21 protein-coding genes are annotated in these 19,816 nt (G+C 61.8%); 17 read left to right on the top strand and 4 right to left on the bottom strand.

What is annotated here, in order from left to right; genetic code table 11:
• The first annotated feature begins 290 nt into the window (after positions 1-290).
• Both rhtA and TU79_RS12175 read left to right on the top strand, forming a co-directional pair.
• A complete protein-coding gene (gene rhtA, locus TU79_RS12170; protein WP_057008207.1) occupies positions 291-1,178 on the top strand; it encodes a threonine/homoserine exporter RhtA in 888 nt (295 codons plus the stop codon).
• Positions 1,179-1,344: 166 nt separating this feature from the next.
• Positions 1,345-1,626: a hypothetical protein gene (locus tag TU79_RS12175; RefSeq protein ID WP_057008208.1), complete on the top strand. Its 282-nt coding sequence runs from the start codon at positions 1,345-1,347 to the stop codon at positions 1,624-1,626.
• A 98-nt stretch (positions 1,627-1,724) separates the two neighbouring features.
• On the opposite strand, the gene TU79_RS12180 is transcribed toward TU79_RS12175, so the two are convergent.
• The 3 genes from TU79_RS12180 to TU79_RS12190 all read right to left on the bottom strand — a co-directional run bounded on the left by TU79_RS12180 (position 1,725) and on the right by TU79_RS12190 (position 5,246).
• Entirely contained in the window at positions 1,725-3,533 is a 1,809-nt protein-coding gene (locus TU79_RS12180; protein ID WP_057008209.1) for an aminopeptidase P family protein, read from the bottom strand.
• Between the two features lie 49 nt (positions 3,534-3,582).
• The gene (locus tag TU79_RS12185) at positions 3,583-4,743 is read right to left on the bottom strand and encodes a cysteine desulfurase family protein (RefSeq protein ID WP_057008210.1); all 1,161 of its coding nucleotides are present in this window, start codon (positions 4,741-4,743) and stop codon (positions 3,583-3,585) included.
• 233 nt (positions 4,744-4,976) lie between these two features.
• Positions 4,977-5,246: a hypothetical protein gene (locus tag TU79_RS12190; protein WP_057008211.1), complete on the bottom strand. Its 270-nt coding sequence runs from the start codon at positions 5,244-5,246 to the stop codon at positions 4,977-4,979.
• Positions 5,247-5,500: 254 nt separating this feature from the next.
• Here TU79_RS12190 and ssuD point away from each other — a divergent pair, with 254 nt between their 5' ends.
• From ssuD to TU79_RS12240, 10 genes are all read left to right on the top strand, one after another.
• Positions 5,501-6,640, top strand: coding sequence for an FMNH2-dependent alkanesulfonate monooxygenase (gene ssuD / locus TU79_RS12195; RefSeq protein ID WP_057008212.1), 1,140 nt, complete (start codon positions 5,501-5,503; stop codon positions 6,638-6,640).
• 32 nt (positions 6,641-6,672) lie between these two features.
• Positions 6,673-7,773 carry a sigma-54 interaction domain-containing protein gene (locus TU79_RS12200; protein ID WP_057008213.1) on the top strand — a complete coding sequence of 367 codons (1,101 nt, stop codon included), beginning with the start codon at positions 6,673-6,675 and terminating at the stop codon, positions 7,771-7,773.
• A gap of 198 nt (positions 7,774-7,971) precedes the next feature.
• On the top strand, positions 7,972-9,165 hold the full coding sequence (locus tag TU79_RS12205) for a PepSY-associated TM helix domain-containing protein (protein WP_057008214.1): 1,194 nt from the start codon (positions 7,972-7,974) through the stop codon (positions 9,163-9,165).
• The gene (locus TU79_RS12210; protein WP_057008215.1) at positions 9,162-9,698 is read left to right on the top strand and encodes a hypothetical protein; all 537 of its coding nucleotides are present in this window, start codon (positions 9,162-9,164) and stop codon (positions 9,696-9,698) included. Before TU79_RS12205 ends, TU79_RS12210 begins: the two co-directional genes overlap by 4 nt.
• Positions 9,695-10,021 carry a hypothetical protein gene (locus tag TU79_RS12215; RefSeq protein WP_057008216.1) on the top strand — a complete coding sequence of 109 codons (327 nt, stop codon included), beginning with the start codon at positions 9,695-9,697 and terminating at the stop codon, positions 10,019-10,021. Before TU79_RS12210 ends, TU79_RS12215 begins: the two co-directional genes overlap by 4 nt.
• Entirely contained in the window at positions 10,018-10,578 is a 561-nt protein-coding gene (locus TU79_RS12220; RefSeq protein ID WP_057008217.1) for a DUF6162 family protein, read from the top strand. Before TU79_RS12215 ends, TU79_RS12220 begins: the two co-directional genes overlap by 4 nt.
• A gap of 19 nt (positions 10,579-10,597) precedes the next feature.
• The gene (locus TU79_RS12225; protein WP_057008218.1) at positions 10,598-11,518 is read left to right on the top strand and encodes a metal ABC transporter substrate-binding protein; all 921 of its coding nucleotides are present in this window, start codon (positions 10,598-10,600) and stop codon (positions 11,516-11,518) included.
• Positions 11,515-12,261, top strand: a complete 747-nt coding sequence (locus TU79_RS12230) for a metal ABC transporter ATP-binding protein (protein WP_057008219.1) — start codon at positions 11,515-11,517, stop codon at positions 12,259-12,261. The genes TU79_RS12225 and TU79_RS12230 overlap by 4 nt, the downstream gene beginning before the upstream one ends.
• Complete coding sequence (locus tag TU79_RS12235; RefSeq protein WP_003231872.1) at positions 12,258-13,157, top strand: metal ABC transporter permease; 900 nt, start codon at positions 12,258-12,260, stop codon at positions 13,155-13,157. Before TU79_RS12230 ends, TU79_RS12235 begins: the two co-directional genes overlap by 4 nt.
• Entirely contained in the window at positions 13,157-14,122 is a 966-nt protein-coding gene (locus TU79_RS12240; RefSeq protein WP_057008220.1) for a metal ABC transporter solute-binding protein, Zn/Mn family, read from the top strand. Before TU79_RS12235 ends, TU79_RS12240 begins: the two co-directional genes overlap by 1 nt.
• A 29-nt stretch (positions 14,123-14,151) precedes the next feature.
• On the opposite strand, the gene TU79_RS12245 is transcribed toward TU79_RS12240, so the two are convergent.
• Positions 14,152-14,865 carry a UTRA domain-containing protein gene (locus TU79_RS12245; RefSeq protein WP_057008221.1) on the bottom strand — a complete coding sequence of 238 codons (714 nt, stop codon included), beginning with the start codon at positions 14,863-14,865 and terminating at the stop codon, positions 14,152-14,154.
• A 346-nt stretch (positions 14,866-15,211) separates the two neighbouring features.
• Here TU79_RS12245 and TU79_RS12250 point away from each other — a divergent pair, with 346 nt between their 5' ends.
• The 5 genes from TU79_RS12250 (at position 15,212) to TU79_RS12270 (ending at position 19,813) form a co-directional block, all read left to right on the top strand.
• Positions 15,212-16,288, top strand: a complete 1,077-nt coding sequence (locus tag TU79_RS12250; protein ID WP_057008222.1) for an ABC transporter substrate-binding protein — start codon at positions 15,212-15,214, stop codon at positions 16,286-16,288.
• A gap of 103 nt (positions 16,289-16,391) precedes the next feature.
• Positions 16,392-17,198 (top strand): alkaline phosphatase family protein, encoded by an 807-nt coding sequence (locus TU79_RS12255; protein WP_057008223.1) that lies wholly within the window; start codon positions 16,392-16,394, stop codon positions 17,196-17,198.
• A 5-nt stretch (positions 17,199-17,203) separates the two neighbouring features.
• The gene (locus tag TU79_RS12260; protein WP_162276092.1) at positions 17,204-18,040 is read left to right on the top strand and encodes an ABC transporter permease; all 837 of its coding nucleotides are present in this window, start codon (positions 17,204-17,206) and stop codon (positions 18,038-18,040) included.
• On the top strand, positions 18,027-18,827 hold the full coding sequence (locus TU79_RS12265) for an ABC transporter permease (RefSeq protein ID WP_057008225.1): 801 nt from the start codon (positions 18,027-18,029) through the stop codon (positions 18,825-18,827). The genes TU79_RS12260 and TU79_RS12265 overlap by 14 nt, the downstream gene beginning before the upstream one ends.
• Complete coding sequence (locus TU79_RS12270) at positions 18,824-19,813, top strand: ABC transporter ATP-binding protein (RefSeq protein WP_057008226.1); 990 nt, start codon at positions 18,824-18,826, stop codon at positions 19,811-19,813. The genes TU79_RS12265 and TU79_RS12270 overlap by 4 nt, the downstream gene beginning before the upstream one ends.
• The last annotated feature ends 3 nt before the right edge of the window (positions 19,814-19,816 follow it).

Here is a 19,816-nt window from a genome sequence, read left to right on the forward strand (position 1 = left end):
ACCGCACTATCAACTTCTTCCAGGCTTCGATGAACTGAAGCAACTCGCTGTCGAATCTTGCATAACTACTTGTTTACCAAGGAGTTTTCCGTTTCGACTGCGCCGGAAGTGGGGCGAATTATAGACATCCAGAATCTGCCGTCAACCCTTAATTCTGATTTTCTACCAATCCATATCAAATTGAGCAGAACACTCTATAAAAACTTAGCGTTGAGCAATATATTGCCCATCAAGCCACACTTAAGCATCATAGCGCCCTCTGCCTTTATAACTCTGGACAAACATCCTTAATGATCACCGCACCCCGCAGCCTGGCATCGACGCTGTTTCCGGTAGGCCTCTTGTTAATAGCCATGGCCTCGATCCAAACCGGAGCCTCGCTGGCCAAAAGCATGTTCCCGATCGTTGGCGCACAGGGCACCACCACTTTGCGCCTGATTTTCGCCAGCATTATCATGCTGCTCATATTACGTCCGTGGCGCGCCACGTTTACGGCGAGATCGCTGCGCACCGTATTCATCTACGGAATAGCGCTGGGCGGCATGAACTTCCTCTTCTATATGTCGCTGCGCACCGCCCCCCTGGGTATTGCGGTCGCCCTCGAGTTCACCGGCCCTCTCGCTGTGGCGATCTACGCATCGCGCAGGGCAATAGATTTTCTATGGATCGCGCTCGCGATTATCGGCCTGCTCCTGCTCATACCAACCGGCGAAGCCAGCAGTAGCATTGACCTGACAGGTGCTGCCTACGCACTGAGCGCAGGCGCATGCTGGGCGCTCTACATACTGTTCGGGCAAAAAGCCGGTAACGACAATGGCGTCCAGACTGCAGCGCTGGGTGTAATGATCGCTGCCCTGTTCGTCGCACCGATCGGTATCGTGCACGCAGGCAGCGCACTGCTGACGCCAGCCTTGATACCTGTCGCCATCGCCGTAGCTATTCTCTCAACCGCCCTGCCCTACACCCTTGAGATGGTCGCGCTCACCCGCCTTCCAGCCCGCACATTCGGCACGCTGATGAGCATCGAACCTGCATTCGGTGCGCTGTCGGGTCTGCTCTTTCTGCATGAACACCTCTCCTTCGCGCAATGGATGGCCATCACCTGCATCATCCTGGCGTCCACAGGCGCAACCCTGACAATGCGCAACCAAGCCAAACCGCTGGTGCCTGTCGACTGATCATCTTTCAAAACCAGGTATGGTATTTACTGCTCTTTTAGGCCATGTTTAGGCCGTAAACGAATGGCATTCATGGAGGGTTTCGACAAGGACAGCGCAGACGCACAATCGAGAGCGAGCAGAGCCTGCTTCAAGCATTTTTGCCAAGCGGCTATTAAGGATAGGAATGAAGCGAATTTTGATACTGTTAATGATCGTGGCCGTTTCAGGCTGTGCCGCGACCACCAAGACAGAAGTTAAGCGGGGCAAAAAAGGGCTGCATATCAACTGTTCCGGCCTGTCCTCCTCCTGGGACCAGTGCTACACCAGTGCGGCCAACGCCTGCGGCGCCAAGGGCTACCGGGTCATCGCCAAGTCCGGTGAAAACTCCGAAGAGCCCGGGGACTATCCGTTCGGCCTCAACCCCGCCGGCTACACCAGCCGCAGCATGATCGTCATCTGCAAGTAACTGCCCGAGCAGTCCGTCCATGACTGCTCTTGCATATTCCTGTCTGCTCGACCATCGCGGCAACGGCGCCCTCACCCGGACGCCACAACTGCGACCTGTCAAATAGCTACAGTACGCACCTGCAACCACTCCAGCGCGGCACCACTGAGCAGCGGACTCAAACGTTTACGCACCTCGGCATGGTAAGCGTTAAGCCACACGCGCTCATCAACCGTCAGCAACGAAGGTTCCAGGCAACGCGTGTCGATCGGGCAAAGGGTCAGGGTTTCAAACCTGAGGAACTCACCGAACTCGGTTTGACCCGCCTCACGATTCAATACCAGGTTCTCGATACGTACCCCCCAACGACCCGGACGATACGTGCCCGGCTCAATGGACGTAATCATACCCGGCTGCATCGCCGTCTGTGGCGCAGCCGCCGCCTGATAGGCAATCACCTGAGGCCCCTCGTGCACATTGAGGAAATAGCCTACACCGTGACCGGTGCCATGCCCGTAATCCACGCCTTCAGCCCAGATCGGCGCGCGTGCGATGGCATCCAGCAGCGGCGACAGAATACCCTTGGGGAAATGCGCCTGTGACAAGGCGATCACGCCCTTGAGCACCCGCGTGCAGTCGCGCTTCTGCTCTTCACTCGGCGTACCAATGGGCACCATCCGCGTGATGTCCGTAGTCCCCCCCAGGTATTGGCCGCCCGAGTCGATCAGCAGCAGGCCATCACCCTCGATCAACGCGTGCTCTTCTTCAGTGGCGTGGTAGTGCGGCATCGCGCCATTGGCGTTGAACGCGGCAATGGTGTTGAAACTCAGCGACACATAACCCGGTCGACGTATACGTGCGGCGGTCAGATGTTCATCAATCGTCAGTTCGGTAATACGCTCGCGCCCCAGAGCGCTGTCCAGCCAGGCAAAAAATTCGCACAAGGCTGCACCATCCTGCTCCATCGCCTGACGGATATGTTCCGCATCGGCCAGGCTCTTGCGGGATTTGGCAAGCGTGGTCGGGTTAAGGCCTTCCACGAGCTTGACGCCAGCATCGAGATTTTCCAGCAAGCCCGCCGTTACCCGCGCCGGATCAATCTGCAAGCTGGCACCCGACGGCACAGCACGCAGCGCCTCGGCCACTTCGCTGTAGTCGCGCAAGGTCACGCCATCCTGCTCAAGCACGGCACGCAGCGTGGCGTCGACTTTGCTCAGGGCCACAAACAGGGTGGCCTGCTGCTGGCTGATCAAGGCAAAGGACACGAACACCGGGTTGAACGACACATCGCCGCCGCGCAGGTTGAACAGCCAGGCAATGTCATCCAGCGTCGCGATGAAATGCCAATCGGCACCCTTTTCTGCCAGGCTGGCGCGCAGTGCCGCGAGCTTCTCGCCACGGCTGACGGTCGCCTGCGGCGGCAGATGCTGGTAAATCGGCTGGTCTGGCAGCGCCGGTCGGTCCTGCCAGACTTCATTCAGTAGATCGATATCGGTACGCAAACGCGCGCCCCGCTCCGCCAGCTTGCTGCCCAGAGTACGCGCTGAGGCTACGGCCATTACCGCGCCATCCACTGCCACCACACCGCCTTCGGGCGTTTGTTCGGCCAGCCATTCCAGCGGGCCGGGTTGACCCGGCTGCAGCTTGACCAGCTCGATGCCGCTGCCCTTGAGTTCCTTGGTCGCCTGCTCCCAGTAGCGGCTGTCTGCCCACACGCCGGCAAAATCGGCGGTAACAATCAGCGTCCCCACCGAGCCATGGAACCCCGACAACCACTGACGGCCCTGCCAGTAACCCGGCAGATATTCGGACAAATGCGGGTCGGCCGACGGCACCAGCAGGGCATGAATACCCTCGCGGCTCATCCGTTCACGGGTAACTGCCAGGCGCCGGGGCACCGCGCCATGGATCAAAGGCTGCGTACTCATTGTGTCTCCTGCTAACCACTCATCATTATTATGGTGTGCGAATCAAAACTCAGACGGCCCAGAAGGCCGGTGCACTGGTGACTGCGGCCTTGATCAGTTGCACGGCCTCATCGATATCCTGCTCGGTGGTAAATCGACCAAGGCTCAAGCGAATGGTACGACCGGCAGCACGTGCGTCATGCCCCAGCGCCAGAAGGACGTGAGACGGCGCGTTGCTTGCCGAATTGCACGCCGACGTCGCTGAAAACGCAATGCCCGCACTCAGTGCGGCGGCGTTGAATTCGCCCTCGCTGAACGTGAGGCTCACCGTGTGGGGAATACGCTGCGTGGGGCTGCCATTGAGGCGCACGCCGGCAATTGACTGCAGTTGATCCAGCAAGCGCTGACGCAAGGCCGCAATCTGTGCCGTCTCCTCAGCAAAAGACTGCGCCGCCAAGGCGAATGCCGTGCCCATGCCGGCAATCTGGTGCGTCGGCAATGTACCGGAACGCAGGCCCCCCTCGTGACCACCGCCGTGAATCTGCGCCATTACCTTCTGCTGCGCACGGGGCCCGACAAACAACGCACCGATCCCCTTGGGACCGTAAAGCTTGTGAGCGGAAAACGACATCAGATCCACTGGCCACTGGGCCAGGTCGATAGCCACCTTGCCCGCACCCTGCGCCGCATCCACATGGAACAACGCGCCATGGGCTCGCACGCGCGCGCCGATGGCCGGAATATCGTTGAAGGTGCCGAGTTCGTTGTTCACCAGCATCAGCGACACCAGAAAAGTATCTTCGCGCAACGCCTCGCTGACCGCATCGGCACTGATCAGGCCATCGGCATCCGGCACCAGATAGGTCACCGCCACTCCGGAATCCTGCAACTGCCGCGCGGTATCCAGCGTGGCTTTGTGTTCAATCTGGCTGGTGATGAAATGCCCACCCGCCACACCGCGCGCCTGGGCCACACCCTTGATAGCAAGATTGCTGGACTCGGTGGCGCCGGAGGTCCAGACGATCTGCTCGGGCTGCGCCCCCACCAACTCGGCCACCTGCCCACGTGCCAGTTCAACCGTGTGCCGGGCCGCCCGGCCAAACGCATGGGAACTGGAGGCAGGATTACCGAAGTTGGCATTGAAGCCCAGGCACTCGACCATCACCTGGATCACGCGCTCATCCACCGGCGTGGTGGCGGCGTAGTCGAAATACAACGGACGTTTATTCATAGACGTTAAAAACTCGCAGAGCGTATTACCGAAAGCAACATCCCGGGGCATTGACCAGAACAGAGATCATCAGATTTAACCGATCAAACGCCATTGAAGAAGGGCCACTGTATGTAAATGGGCGTAGGAACGCTCCTGAAATTCAGCTTAACAGGCTGAAGTGATCCCATGGAAAACAAAAAGCCCGAGACGCCTCATGGGGAACCTCGGGCCTTGTGCCGCTGGCTGCACGCTCAACTGGCACGCCCCAACAACTTGACGCCGCGTTCTGCATTCATTTCGCCGTGGCGATCAAAACCGCTCGGTTTGGGCGACTGTCCGGTCAATGCGGCGCGCTGCTGTTGATATTCATCAAACGATAACCCGCGACGGCTCAACGCTTCCAGGGCCAACTGACGGGTTTCTTCTGCGGTATAGGGACGCAATTGCGGCGCCGGGTGCGCCGCACATCCGACCAGCACAGAGGTAACGAGCAGTAGCAAAACAGCGAATGAACGATTCATGGCAATGGCCTTGGGAAGTCGGTTGCAAGTCAATGAACACAGGCTACTCCCGGCCCCGCCAAGTGAAAAATCACCGCCCGTGATAATCGCTATCAACCGTTTCGGCCACTTCGGCAGCAGAGGCTTTATATTCAATTAAAGTCTATAAATAGAGAAATACGTTCATTTACGGAATAACCGTAACCTTCTATAACTAACGCCGCCTTTAGAACCACACGCGCCATCTCCTGCTGAATATCGCTCAAGGATCTGTCATGGATGTTTTCTGGTTTCTGCCAACACATGGCGACGGTCATTACCTGGGCACTACCCAGGGTGCTCGCCCGGTCACGCTCAATTACCTGAAGCAGGTCGCCCAGGCGGCTGACAGCCTGGGTTACCACGGTGTGTTGATTCCTACCGGTCGCTCGTGCGAAGACTCCTGGGTCATCGCCTCGGCGCTGGTACCGCTGACGGAACGCCTGCGTTATCTGGTAGCGATTCGCCCTGGCATCATCTCGCCCACTGTCTCGGCACGCATGGCTGCCACTCTGGATCGCCTGTCCAACGGTCGCTTGCTGATCAACGTGGTCACCGGCGGCGATCCGGATGAAAACCGTGGTGACGGCAGCTTTCTCGACCACGCCGAGCGCTACGAAGTCTCCGACGAATTCCTCAGAATCTGGCGCCGCGTCTTGCAGGGCGAATCGGTAAATTTCGACGGCAAACACCTGCGCGTGCAAAACGCCAAGGCGCTTTATCCACCCGTGCAGAAGCCCTATCCACCGCTGTACTTCGGCGGCTCTTCCGATGCCGCCCACGACCTGGCCGCCGAGCAGGTGGACGTGTACCTCACCTGGGGCGAACCGCCAGCCGCTGTCGCGGAAAAACTCGCCGATGTACGCGAGCGCGCCGCGCGCCATGGCCGTACGGTGAAGTTCGGCATTCGCTTGCATGTGATCGTGCGCGAAACCGAAGAAGAGGCCTGGAAGGCCGCCGACAAACTGATCGAACACATCAGCGACAAGACCATTGCCGCCGCGCAAACATCCTTCTCGCGCTTCGACTCCGAAGGCCAGCGCCGCATGGCCGCCTTGCACGATGGGCGTCGCGACAACCTGGAAATCGCGCCCAACCTGTGGGCCGGCGTCGGCCTGGTACGAGGCGGCGCCGGCACCGCGCTGGTGGGCAACCCCTGGCAGGTGGCCGAACGCATCAGGGAATACGCCGACCTCGGGATTGAGAGCTTCATTTTTTCCGGCTACCCGCACCTGGAAGAGGCGTATCGGTTCGCCGAGCTGATCTTTCCCCTGCTGCCGGAACCGTACGCCAGCCTTGCCGGCCGTGGTGTTACCAACCTTACGGGCCCGTTTGGCGAAATGATTGCCAACGATGTGCTACCCGCCAAGGCCTGAGATTTTCGCCAAATAAAAAGAGTGAGCAAACCATGCAGCTTCTGACCCTACCGCCCTCGCCCGCCCTCGCCACCTCGATCCGCGCCACGGCCCAGGTGTTCGAAGACCCCAAATCCCAAGCGCTGCTCGACCATATTCAGCAAGTGGCGCCCAGTGAAGCCAGCGTGCTGATCATCGGCGAGACCGGCACCGGTAAAGAACTGGTGGCGCGCCATATCCACAACCTCAGCGCGCGGCGCAACCGGCCATTCGTGGCGGTCAACTGCGGCGCCTTTTCCGAGTCGCTGGTGGAGGCCGAACTGTTCGGCCATGAAAAAGGCGCGTTTACCGGCGCCCTTGGCGCCAAGGCCGGCTGGTTCGAAGAGGCGGATGGCGGCACGCTGTTCCTGGATGAGATCGGTGATTTGCCGATGGCGATTCAGGTCAAGTTATTGCGTGTGTTGCAGGAGCGCGAAGTGGTGCGCCTGGGGTCGCGCAAGAGCATCCCGATCGATGTGCGCGTGCTCGCAGCCACCAACGTGCAACTGGAAAAAGCCATCAACGCCGGGCACTTTCGCGAGGACCTTTATTACCGACTGGACGTGGTCAGCCTGGAGCTCAGCCCGTTGCGCGAGCGCCCCGGCGATATCATGCCGCTGGTGCGGCACTTTATCGAAGCCTACAGCCGGCGCCTGGGCTACGGCTCGATCAGCATCAGCCGTGAGGCCGAACAGAAACTCCAGAGCTACAGTTGGCCGGGCAATATCCGCGAACTGGAAAACGTCATCCACCACACCCTGCTCATCTGCCGTAACCGCGTGATCGAACGCGACGACCTGCGCCTGTCGAACCTGCGCATCGAGCGCCAGGACGACAGCCAACACATCGACAACAGTGCCGAAGCCCTGCTGGCCCGCGCCTTTCAAAAGTTGTTCGAAGAACAGGCCGGCGCCCTGCATGAAAAAGTCGAAGACACGCTGCTGCGCGCCGCCTACCGCTTCAGCCATTACAACCAGGTGCACACGGCCAATCTGCTGGGCCTGAGCCGTAATGTCACGCGCACGCGCCTGATCAAGATCGGCGAATTGGCGGTGAACAAACGGCGGCCCGGCGAAAACACGCAAGGCGAACGGGTGCTGCACCTGTCCGTTTAGACGGCGGTGCAATGCGCCGCCCTTCTCACCCCGATAAATGCATCCGCATGACCGCCTGAAACATTTTCTTTCATTTGCGCCTTGGGGATTTCTCATCCTCATCCGTCTTAACTTAGATACAGCCCGTCGCGTCAGCAAAAGCTACGACCGGCCTTTCCCGGGCCTGCATCGCCCTCCTCTATCAAGACCCGCATTGACATGTCGAAGAAGTCACGCTCAAAACTCTGGTTTCTCGTACACAGCTGGCTGGCATTGCCCATCTGGTTCTTCGTGCTGATCGTCTGCGTCACCGGCACCCTGGCGGTGGTCAGCCAGGAAATCGTGTGGCTGGCCAACCCGGACATCCGCGCGAGCAAACCGTCGGATGACGCCGAACCGCTGAGCTTCGACCAGGTGATCGCCGCCATCGGGCGCGACGAGCCCAAGGCAATCGTGCGATCGATCATCCGCCCCGATGAATCACACTTTGCCCTGACCGTCGGCCTCAGCTACCCCGACGGCCGCACAGTGGAGGCCTACGCCAACCCATACACCGGCGCAATCCAGGGCATCAGCCCGTCGTTCAACTTCCAGCAATTCACCCGCGCCCTCCATGGGTGGTGGCTGGTGCCGTTCACCCATGGCTACAGCTGGGGCTGGTACCTCGTGTCGCTGCTCGGTCTGCCACTGCTGGCGTCCCTGGTCACGGGGCTGGTGGTGTACAAGCGCTTCTGGAAAGGTTTTTTGCGCCCCACGCTACGCATCCGCCATGGCGCGCGCATTTTCTGGGGCGACTTTCACCGCCTGTGCGGGATCTGGTCGATCTGGTTCATCGCCGTAATTTCCATCACCGGCACCTGGTTCCTGATCCAGGCGATTCTGGGCGACAACCAGATCTCCATCTCCAGCGAGCCCATCGTGCCGGTGATAGCCCGCGACAAGGTGCCGTTGTCGGCCCCCGGCGTGCCGGCGCCCATGATTGCGCTGGACGAGGCGATCAAAATCGCCACTCAGCGCATTCCCGGGCTGGATGCCACCTTCGCCTTCCTGCCGCTCAATGCCTACAGCCATCTGCAGATCGGCGGCCGGGGCTGGTACCCGCTGATGTTCCAGACCGCGCAACTGAACCCCTATAACGGCGAAATCGCCGTGTCGCACCTGCTGTCCGACCGCAGCCCGCTGGAGTTCGTCACCGAATCCATGCGTCCGCTGCACACCGGTGATTTTGGCGGGCTGTGGATCAAATTGATCTGGGCCTTCTTCGGCCTCGTACTGAGCATGATGGTGTTGAGCGGCCTGTTGATCTGGACCAAGCGCACGGCGCTGGCCACGCTCAATGCTCTCAAGCGCGAAGCCAAGGGCCAGCGGGCGCCGATTGCGAAACGCGCCGAGTCCTCGGAGGTCCACTCATGAGCAGGGTCGTCGCCGTACCACCCTCGCCACTGCGCGCCTTCTGGCTCAAATGGCGCTTCCACATCAATGTCCTGCTGCTGTTGATCCCCCTGGGCTTCATGCCCAAGTACTTTGCCGACGCCGCGCTGTTTCGCGGCGACACCGGCCTGGGCGAACGGGTGGCCGGCCAGGTGCAGGTCGGGCCCTGGAGCCTGACACTCGCCGAATTTCGCAACGAGGGCCCAAGCCCGGACCCGGCCGGCCCGATGAAGTTCTTCAACGCCGCCCTGTGCGACAACTGCGCCGAACAGGTCAAGGCCACTTACCTGCGCATCGGCAAACCCCGCAGCCTGCGCGCCGCCGGGGTGATCTTCTTCGGTACGCCGTACCGCATGGGCGCCGCCCTGCCCGTGCCGGAACGCACGCCGGCCGACGCCGAACTGTGGGTCACCATGGAAGGCTGGGACGGCACGATGCACCAGGGTTCCATCCCGCTGAGCCAGGCCTCGCCTGCCACCATTGCCTGGCTGAACAAGCAAGGAGTCAAACCATGAACATGATGCATCCGGCCCGCGTCGCCGCAGCGCTGCTGTGCGCCGGCTTCAGTAGCCCGGCGCTGGCTCACAACCCGATGTGCGAATGCAAGGAAATCCCCGGCGAGCAGATCCAGTGCAAAGGCGGATTTTCCGACGGCAGCGGCGCACCCGGCGTGACCCTGGACGTGATCGGCTACGACGAGACCATCCTGGTGCCGGGCAAGCTCGGCGAGGATTCGACCCTGACCTTCAAGAAGCCTTCGGCCGAGTTCTATGTACTGTTCGATGCGGGTCCCGGCCATGTGGTGGAAATCGACCAAGCGGATATCCAGCCGCAATGAGTACCACACAGATTGTACGCCCAGCAGGGGCCGGCCACGAAACCCTCTACGTGCTACTGCTGTGCCTGATCATTCTGGCAGTGGCGGGCAGCGTGGTGGCGTTGCACGGTGAATCCCGCGAAGTGACCGCCGTGCCCAGCCATCAGCTGGACGCCCGCCGCGACCTCAGCGCCGCCGAGCAAGGCATCTACGCCGACCTGCGGGTGACCCTGGATGAAATCCATCTGCTGCAACAGGAGCAAGGCGCGCTGCCAACGCCCGAGCATCTGGCCGAAGAAGGTTTCGCGCCATTTGCCCAGGACGCCAGCTCGGTCAGCCGCGGTGATCACCGTTGGCAATTGCGGGCGCCGTCGGCCTACCTGGGCCTGAGCCAGGCACCGGCCACCAGCGGTTCACTGCTGATGCGCGTGCAGGGCAGCGAGCCGGATATCTGGCTCAACCGCAACGCCCACCTCACCGCACCCTCCGACCTTACTGACCAGGCGCTGATCGCCGCCGGCTGGCGGCAGGTGGTCGCGCAATTCGATGCCGGCGTCACCCGCCAGCACCGTCACTGAACGAGAAGACCGATTGCTTATGTCCATTTCATCTCCCCTGTTGCGCCTGTTACTGGTTGGCCTGCTCAGCCTGCTGTTGGCCCCCCTCGCCAACGCCGAGGCGGCCAAACGCCTGCGCATCGGCATCACCCTGCACCCTTATTACAGCTACGTGGCGAACATTGTCGGGGACAAGGCCGACGTGGTGCCGCTGATCCCGGCCGGCTTCAACCCCCACGCCTACGAACCGCGCGCCGAAGACATCAAACGCATCGGCACCCTCGACGTGATCGTGCTCAATGGCGTCGGCCATGACGACTTCGCCGACCGCATGATCGCCACCAGCGAGCGCCCGGACATCCCCGTGATCGAGGCCAACGCCAACGTGCCGCTGCTGGCCGCCACCGGTAATGCCGCGCGCGGTGCGGGCAAGGTGGTCAACCCGCACACCTTCCTGTCGATCAGCGCGTCGATTGCCCAGGTCAACAACATTGCCCGCGAATTGGGCAAGCTTGACCCGGACAACGCCAAAACCTACACACAAAACGCCCGCGCTTACGGCAAGCGTCTGCGCCACATGCGCGCCGACGCCCTGGCCAAGCTCACCCGCGCGCCCAACCCGGACCTGCGCGTAGCCACGGTGCACGCAGCCTACGACTACCTGCTGCGCGAATTCGGCCTGGAAGTCACCGCCGTGGTCGAACCGGCCCATGGCATCGAGCCGAGCCCCAGCCAGTTGAAGAAGACCATCGATGAGCTGCGTGCGCTGGACGTGAAAGTGATCTTCTCGGAGATGGATTTTCCTTCCACTTACGTCGACACCATCCAGCGTGAGTCGGGCGTCAAGCTGTACCCGCTGTCGCATATTTCCTACGGCGACTACAGCGCCGAAAAGTATGAAGTGGAAATGACTGGCAACCTCAACACGGTGGTGCGCGCGATTCAGGAGTCGGGGGCATGACGGCGGCTGAACACCTCAACATCGCCAGCGTCGACCCGACCCTCGATTTCGACAAGGTGTCCCTTACCCTGGGCCGCACGCTGATTCTGGACAGCGTGAGTTTCCAGGTGCAGCCAGGCAGCATCCATGCACTGGTGGGGCCCAACGGCGGCGGCAAAAGCTCGCTGATCAAGACCCTGCTGGGGCAGACGCCGCACCAGGGCCGTTTGAGCCTGGCGTGGCCGCACAGCCCTGGCACTATCGGCTACGTGCCCCAGGCCCTGGAGTTCGACCGTGGTCTGCCGATGACGGTGGACGATTTCATGGCCGCCATGTGCCAGCGCCGCCCGGCGTTTCTCGGCCTGTCCCGGCATTACGCGGCGGCGATTGGCGAAGCGCTGGAGCGTGTTGGCATGCAGGACAAGCGCAAGCGGCGCATGGGCGCGCTGTCTGGCGGTGAACGCCAACGCGTGCTGCTGGCCCAGGGTCTGATCCCGGCTCCTGACTTGCTGGTGCTGGACGAACCGATGTCGGCCCTCGATGAGGCAGGCATCCAGGTGTTCGAGCGCCTGCTGCACGACTGGCGCCTGGCCGGCATCACCGTCCTGTGGATCGAGCACGACCTGGAAGCCGTTGGCCGCCTGGCGGATCGCGTCACCGGCCTGAATCGCCGCGTGCTGTTCGACGCCACCCCGAAAGAGGCGCTCACCCCGGATCGCCTGCTGACCCTGTTCTCCACCCACCCTCGGAGCCCGGCGCAATGAGTTATGAAGCGTTTCGCCTGATGGTCCAGGGCTGGGCCTCGTCCGGCTACCTGCCGGAAGCACTGGCCTACGGTTTTGTGGTCAACGCCCTGCTCGCCGGCCTGCTGATCGGCCCGGTGCTGGGCGGCCTGGGCACACTCGTGGTGGTCAAGCGCTTTGCGTTTTTCTCCGAGGCGGTCGGTCACGCCGCGCTGACCGGCGTGGCCGTCGGCATCCTGCTCGGCGAGCCCTACACCGGCCCCTATGGCAGCCTGTTCGGTTACTGCCTGTTGTTCGGCATCCTGCTCAACTACCTGCGCAACCGCACCGGCCTGGCGCCGGATACCTTGATCGGCGTGTTCCTCTCGGTGTCCCTGGCACTGGGGGCGAGCCTGCTGCTGATCCTGGCCGGCAAGATCAATGTGCACATCCTCGAGAACGTGCTCTTCGGCTCGGTGCTCACGGTCAACGGCAATGACCTGCTGGTGCTGGCGATTGTCGGTGCGCTGGTGATGGCCCTGGCGTTGCCGCTGTACAACCGCATCATGCTCGCCAGCTTCAACCCGCAGCTGGCGGCAGTGCGCGGGGTGGCGGTGAAGACCCTGGACTACCTGTTCGTCATCCTGGTGACGCTGATCACCGTGGCGGCGGTCAAGGTGATCGGCGCCATTCTGGTGGGTGCGCTGCTGGTGATTCCGGCGGCGGCGGCGCGCCTGTTGAGCCAGTCGCTCAAGGGTTTCTTCTGGATCTCGGTGCTGATCGCCACGGTCAGCACCCTGTGCGGCATCCTGCTGCCGATCATCTTCGACCTGCCTGTTCCGTCCGGCGCCGCGATCATTCTGGTGGCCGGTATCGCTTTCGCCGTGGCCGCCATCGCGCGCGGCACCGTGCCCAGCCTCAAAGGGAATCTTGGATAATGCGCCCTGTATGTCGCCCATTGGCTCTGGCCATCGCTTGCTTGCTCGGTACACCGGCGCTGGCCGTGGTGGATGGCTTCCACACCAAGGATTTCGTCGCCAATCACGGGCTCGGCCATGCCGCACTGATCAAGGCCAAATCCGTCAAGCCGGTCAAGGTGCTGGCTTCGCTGCCCATCACCTACGGCCTGGCCGAGGTGCTGCTCAACGGCACCGATGTGCAACTGGAGCGCGCCGCGCCGGCCAACCTGCCCGGCTCGCGGCAGGTGTCCTACTTCACCGGGCGCGGCGCCCAGGCGCTGGGTTCCCTGGCCCAGGCTGCCGACGCGGCCATCGGGCTGCGCTCACTGTGGCCGGACGATCCGCTTTACCCGGTGGCGCGCCGCAGCAACATCCGGATTGTCGAGGTCGATGCCGGACGACCAGTGGACGGTGGCTTGCCGGGCATCGCCCTGCAGCCGGGTGCCGCAGATGGGCTGAACAGCCAGCCCTGGCAGTCCAGCAATAACATGGGCCGCATGGCCGATGTGATGGCCGCCGACCTCAGCCGCCTGGCGCCCGGCGCCAAGGCGAAGATCGACGCCAACCTGGCCGCACTCAAACACCGCCTGCTCCAGCTCAGCGCCGACAGCGAGGCACGGCTGGCCACGGTGGACAACCTGAGCGTGGTCAGTCTGAGCGATCACTTCGCTTATCTGGTCAGCAGCCTGAACCTGGAAGCATTGCGCACAGACGCCCGCCCCGACGCCCAGTGGACGGCCGAGGATTTGCAAAAACTCAGTGCTGAACTGAAGGAAAACGACGTGGCGGTGGTGCTGCATCATCGCCAGCCGAGTGAGGCGGTGAAGGCTGCCATCGCCGAAGGCGACGCGAAGTTGCTGGTGCTGAACGTCGACGGTGCCGATCCGGTGGCAGAGCTCGAAACCAATGTGGATCAGGTGATCAGGACGCTCTCTACCGACTGACACTTAGCTGTGATTTGGGAGGAGGACGCTCACACCACATCAACCCCCACATGAATCGCATCATGCCGCCAGAACTCCAGGTCGCAGTCGATCAACCGCTGGTGCTGGTCATAATTGACCCGGGCAATGCGCAAGCCCGGGCTGCCCGCCGACACGCGCAACGCGGCGGCGGCCTCCACCGGCAGTGACGTCGGCACAATCTCAAAACGCACGCGTCCGTAATGCAGGTCGTAAATGCGCGCATACAACTCGGTCATCGACTGATTCAGGTCGCACTCCAGAATCCCCGGAAAGTACTGCGGGTTCAGGTAGTGCTCCACGTACAGCACCAGCCGGCCATCGATCCGCCGGCTGCGGCAGATCTGGATCACGCTGGACAACGCCGGCAGTTGCAACCACGCGCACACCGCCGCCGACGCCGGTTGCAGGCGGGCAGAAATCACTTCGGTGGAGGCTACCCGCCCCTGGTCGGCCACCATGGCGTGAAAGTGGCTGCGCTGTATCAGGTTGTAGGCCAGGCGTGGCGGCGAGACAAACCAGCCACGGCGCTCCTCGCGGTAAATCTGCCCTTGAGCCTCCAGTTGCAACAAGGCTTCGCGCACCGTAATGCGCGTGGTGCCGAACAACTCACTGAGCTTGCGCTCGGCCGGCAGTTTGCTCGCCGGCGCCAGCAGGCCGTGGTTGATCTGCTCCTGCAGCGCCAGGCCAATGGAAGTTACCGCCTTGATTGCCTCATCCCGCATCAACGTTACCTATCTGGACTAGACCAGCACCATTGGAGGGCACAAAGCCCTGCATAACCGCTCCTGTTCCTTGCCCTGTCAGCCTAGGCAGTGCAGATGACCGACAGATGACAGCCGCCGCGCGGCCCGCCAGCAAACCTTGCAATACATCGGCCAAGTCCCTGGCCTGCGGGCACTTGAGCATGGTCTACGCTCAGTCAGCGGCAGACGACATTGGCCTTTCAAAAACGACGTCGACACGAAACTGTCATCCACCGCGTCTAGATTGGCTCAGGTATTGCTCTGACCTAGACCAACAACACCGCCTGCTAAAACGCCGCGTTGAAAACGCCCAAAGGAGCTTCGGATGAAACAGCTTTTCCTGGCATCACTGTTAGGCTCGACCATTGCCCTGTGCACCACCGCCATGGCCGCTGATACCGATTTGAAAACCCTTGAAGCGGCCGCCAGGAGTGAAGGCGCCGTCAACAGCCTCGGCATGCCCGACGACTGGGCCAACTGGGGAGGCATCTGGGCCGACATGACCCGGCTCTACGGCCTAAAGCACATCGACACCGACATGAGCTCGGCCCAGGAAATTGCCAAGTTCAAAGCCGAAAAAGACAACGCCAGCGGGGATATCGGCGACGTCGGCGCAGCCTTCGGTCCGCTCGCGGTCAAGCAGGGCGTGACGCAGCCGTACAAACCGTCCAACTGGGCGTCGATACCGGATTGGGCCAAAGACAAGGACGGTCACTGGGCCCTGGCCTACACCGGCACCATCGCATTTGTGGTCAACAAGAAACTGCTGCACGGCTCCGAAGTGCCGACCAGTTGGTCAGACCTGCAAACCGGCAAGTACAAGGTGTCGGTGGGTGACGTAAGCACTGCGGCCCAGGCGTCCAACGCCGTACTCGCCGCTGCCATCGCCAACAAGGGCGATGAAAAAAACATTGCGCCCGGCCTGCAGTTCTTCACCAGGATTGCCCAGCAAGGTCGCCTGTCGCTGTCCAACCCGACCATCGCCACCATGGAAAAGGGCGAAGTCGAAGTGGGCATCGTCTGGGACTTCAACGGTTTGAGCTACAAAGCCAAGATGGCCAACCCGGATGACTACGTGGTGCTGATCCCGTCGGACGGCTCGGTGAAATCCGGCTACACCACCATCATCAACAAATACGCCAAGCACCCCAACGCCGCCAAGCTGACCCGCGAATACGTGTTCAGCGATGCCGGCCAGCTCGCCCTGGCCAAGGGCAATGCGCGTCCGATCCGTGCCGAAACCGACCTGAAACTGCCGGCCGATATCGCCAAAAACCTGATCCCCGCCGAGCAGTACACCAAGGCCAACCCGCAGCCGATCAAGGACGCGGATGCCTGGGAAGCGACTTCCAAGAAGCTGCCGCAGCTGTGGAACGAGCAGGTCATCGTCGAGATGAAGTAAGCCCGAAACCGGTGTCTGTGGGAGGGGGCCTGCTCCCTCCCACACTGAGTCCGGTTCTACAGCCAGTATCGAGTCAACCCTCTGTCGCGGAGCGCCAGCCCCCATGAAGCACACTGTCATCCTTGTCGTGCTCGACGGCCTGAACTTCGAGGTTGCGAGACATGCCATGGGACACTTGCAGGCCTATGTCGGCGCAGGACGCGCAGCCCTCTACACAGTGGAATGTGAACTGCCCGCCCTGTCCCGCCCGCTGTATGAATGCATCCTCACCGGTGTGCCGCCGATCCAGAGCGGCATCGTGCACAATCAGGTTGCACGCCTGTCCAACCAGCGCAGCATTTTCCACTACGCCACCGATGCCGGCCTGACCACGGCAGCGGCGGCTTATCACTGGATCAGCGAGCTGTATAACCGCACGCCCTTCCTCGCCGCCCGCGACCGCCACACGGACGACGAGACGCTGACGATCCAGCACGGGCATTTCTACTGGAATGACCACTACCCCGATTCCCACCTGTTTGCCGACGCCGAGAGCCTGCGGCTCAAGCATGCACCGGACTTTCTGCTGATACACCCGATGAACATCGACGACGCCGGCCACAAGCACGGCCTCGATACCGCGCAATACCGCAACAGCGCACGCTCGGCCGACATTATCCTGGCCGACTACCTGCAAGGCTGGCTCGACGCGGGCCACCAGGTGCTGGTCACCGCCGATCACGGCATGAACAACGACCGCTCCCACAACGGTCTGCTGCCGGAAGAGCGCGAAGTGCCGCTGTTTGTCCTCGGCAACGCCTTCAGCCTCAACCCTGACGCGGCGCCAAAGCAGACCGAGCTGTGCGGCACGATCTGCGAACTGCTCGGCGTGGCCCATGACAAACCGGTCTGCCGGGAGTTGCTCGCGTGAACTCAATGACCCGCGGCAAATGGCTGGCCCTGCTCTGCCTGGTGCCCTTCGCCCTGTTCTTCATGGTGTTCGAAATCGCCCCGCTGGTGTGGGTACTCATCAATAGCGTGCAAACCGAAGACACCGGCTGGAGCCTGGAAAATTTCACCCGTATCTTCAGCTCGAAGTTTTACCTGCAAGCGATCCAGCTCAGCCTGGAAATCAGCTTCTACTCCAGCGTGTTCGGCATCCTCATCGCCACCCTGGGCAGCTACTCGTTGCGCCGGGTGGACTCGCCGCTGCGCAACTTCGTCACCGCCTTCACCAACATGACCAGCAACTTCGCCGGCGTGCCCCTGGCCTTCGCGTTCATCATCCTGCTCGGTTTCAACGGCAGCATCACCATCATGCTCAAGCAGGCCGGGATCATTCAGGACTTCAACCTCTATTCCAAAACCGGCCTGATCATCCTCTACACCTATTTCCAGATTCCGCTGGGCGTGCTGCTGCTGTACCCGGCCTTCGATGCATTGCGCGAAGACTGGCGTGAATCGGCCGCGCTGCTGGGGGCCAACGGCTGGCAGTTCTGGCGGCATATCGGCCTGCCAGTGCTCACGCCTGCGCTACTGGGCACGTTCGTGATCCTGCTGGCCAACGCCCTCGGTGCGTACGCCACGGTCTACGCGCTGACCACCGGCAACTTCAACGTGCTGCCCATCCGCATCGCGGGCCTGGTGTCCGGTGATGTTTCGCTCGACCCGAACATGGCCAGTGCCCTGGCCGTGGTGCTGGTGGCGCTGATGACCGTGGTCACGGCGGTTCATCAACTGCTGCTCAAGAGGAGCTACCATGTCTCGCGCTGAAGCTGGCCCGGCCTCCCTCTACCACCGCGCAGTGGTGTACCTGCTGTTTGCGATCCTGGTGCTGCCGCTGATCGGTACCTTTGTTTACTCCATTGCCAGCAGTTGGTCGGCGACCATTCTGCCCGCCGGTTTTACCGTGAAATGGTATGTGCAACTGTGGAGTGACCCGCGCTTTCTGATGGCCTTCGGGCAGTCGCTGCTGGTATGCGTGGGCGCGCTGGTGCTGTCGGTGGTGCTGATTCTGCCGCTGCTGTTTGTGGTGCACTACCACTTCCCACGGCTCGATGCGCTGATGAACATTCTCATCCTGCTGCCCTTCGCGGTGCCGCCAGTGGTGTCGTCGGTGGGGCTGTTGCAACTCTATGGCTCCGGGCCGCTGGCGATGGTGGGCACGCCGTGGATTCTGATCGGTTGCTACTTCACCGTGGCGCTGCCGTTCATGTACCGCGCGATCACCAACAACCTGCAGGCCATCAACCTGCGCGACCTGATGGACGCCTCGCAACTGCTCGGCGCCAGCACCTGGCAGGCCGCGATCCTGGTGGTGCTGCCCAACCTGCGCAAAGGCCTGATGGTGGCGCTGCTGCTGTCGTTCTCGTTTCTGTTTGGCGAGTTCGTGTTCGCCAATATCCTCGTGGGCACTCAATACGAGACCCTGCAGGTGTACCTGAACAACATGCGCAACAGCAGCGGCCACTTCACCAGCGCCATCGTCATTTCCTACTTTTTCTTTGTGCTGGTGCTGACCTGGGCCGCCAATATCTTGAACAAGGACAAAAGCCAATGAGCTTCGTCAGCGTCCAACATCTGCAAAAGGGCTATTCCGGTACGTCGGTGTTCAGCGATATCAACTGCGATATCGCCAAGGGTGAATTTGTCACCCTGCTCGGCCCGTCGGGCTGCGGCAAGTCCACGCTACTGCGCTGTATCGCCGGCCTGACCTCGGTGGACAGTGGAAAAATCCTGCTGGACGGCCAGGACATCGTCCCGTTGAGCCCGCAGAAACGCCACATCGGCATGGTGTTCCAGAGCTATGCGCTGTTCCCCAACATGACCGTGGAACAGAACGTCGCCTTTGGCCTGCGCATGCAGAAGGTCAACGCCGACGACAGTCACCGGCGCGTGCAGGACGTGCTGCAACTGGTGGAACTGCGCGATTTCGCCGGGCGCTACCCGCACCAGCTGTCCGGCGGCCAGTGTCAGCGCGTCGCGCTGGCCCGCTCTCTGGTCACCCGCCCGCGCCTGTTGCTGCTGGACGAACCGCTGTCAGCGCTGGATGCGCGGATTCGCAAGCACCTGCGCGAACAGATCCGCCAGATCCAGCGCGAACTCGGGCTGACCACGATTTTCGTGACCCACGACCAGGAGGAAGCGCTGACCATGTCCGACCGCATCTTCCTGATGAACCAGGGCAAAATTGTGCAGAGCGGCGACGCCGAGACCCTCTACACCGCCCCGGTGGATGCCTTTGCCGCCGGCTTCATCGGCAACTACAACCTGCTCGACGCCGGCAAAGCCAGCCAGCTGTTGCAGCGGCCGATCCACGGGCGCATCGCGATACGCCCCGAAGCCATCGAACTGAGCCGCAGCGGCGAACTCGACGCGCTGGTGCGCAGCCACAGCCTGCTGGGCAACGTGATCCGCTACCGCATCGAAGCCCGCGGCGTGGAGCTGGTGGTGGACGTGCTCAACCGCTCTGCGCAAGACCTCTACCCGGACGGTCAGCGCCTGGCACTTTCCATCGACCCTGCCGCACTGTGTGAAGTAGCCTGACCG

The organism is Pseudomonas trivialis, from assembly GCF_001439805.1.
Taxonomy (GTDB): domain Bacteria; phylum Pseudomonadota; class Gammaproteobacteria; order Pseudomonadales; family Pseudomonadaceae; genus Aquipseudomonas; species Aquipseudomonas trivialis.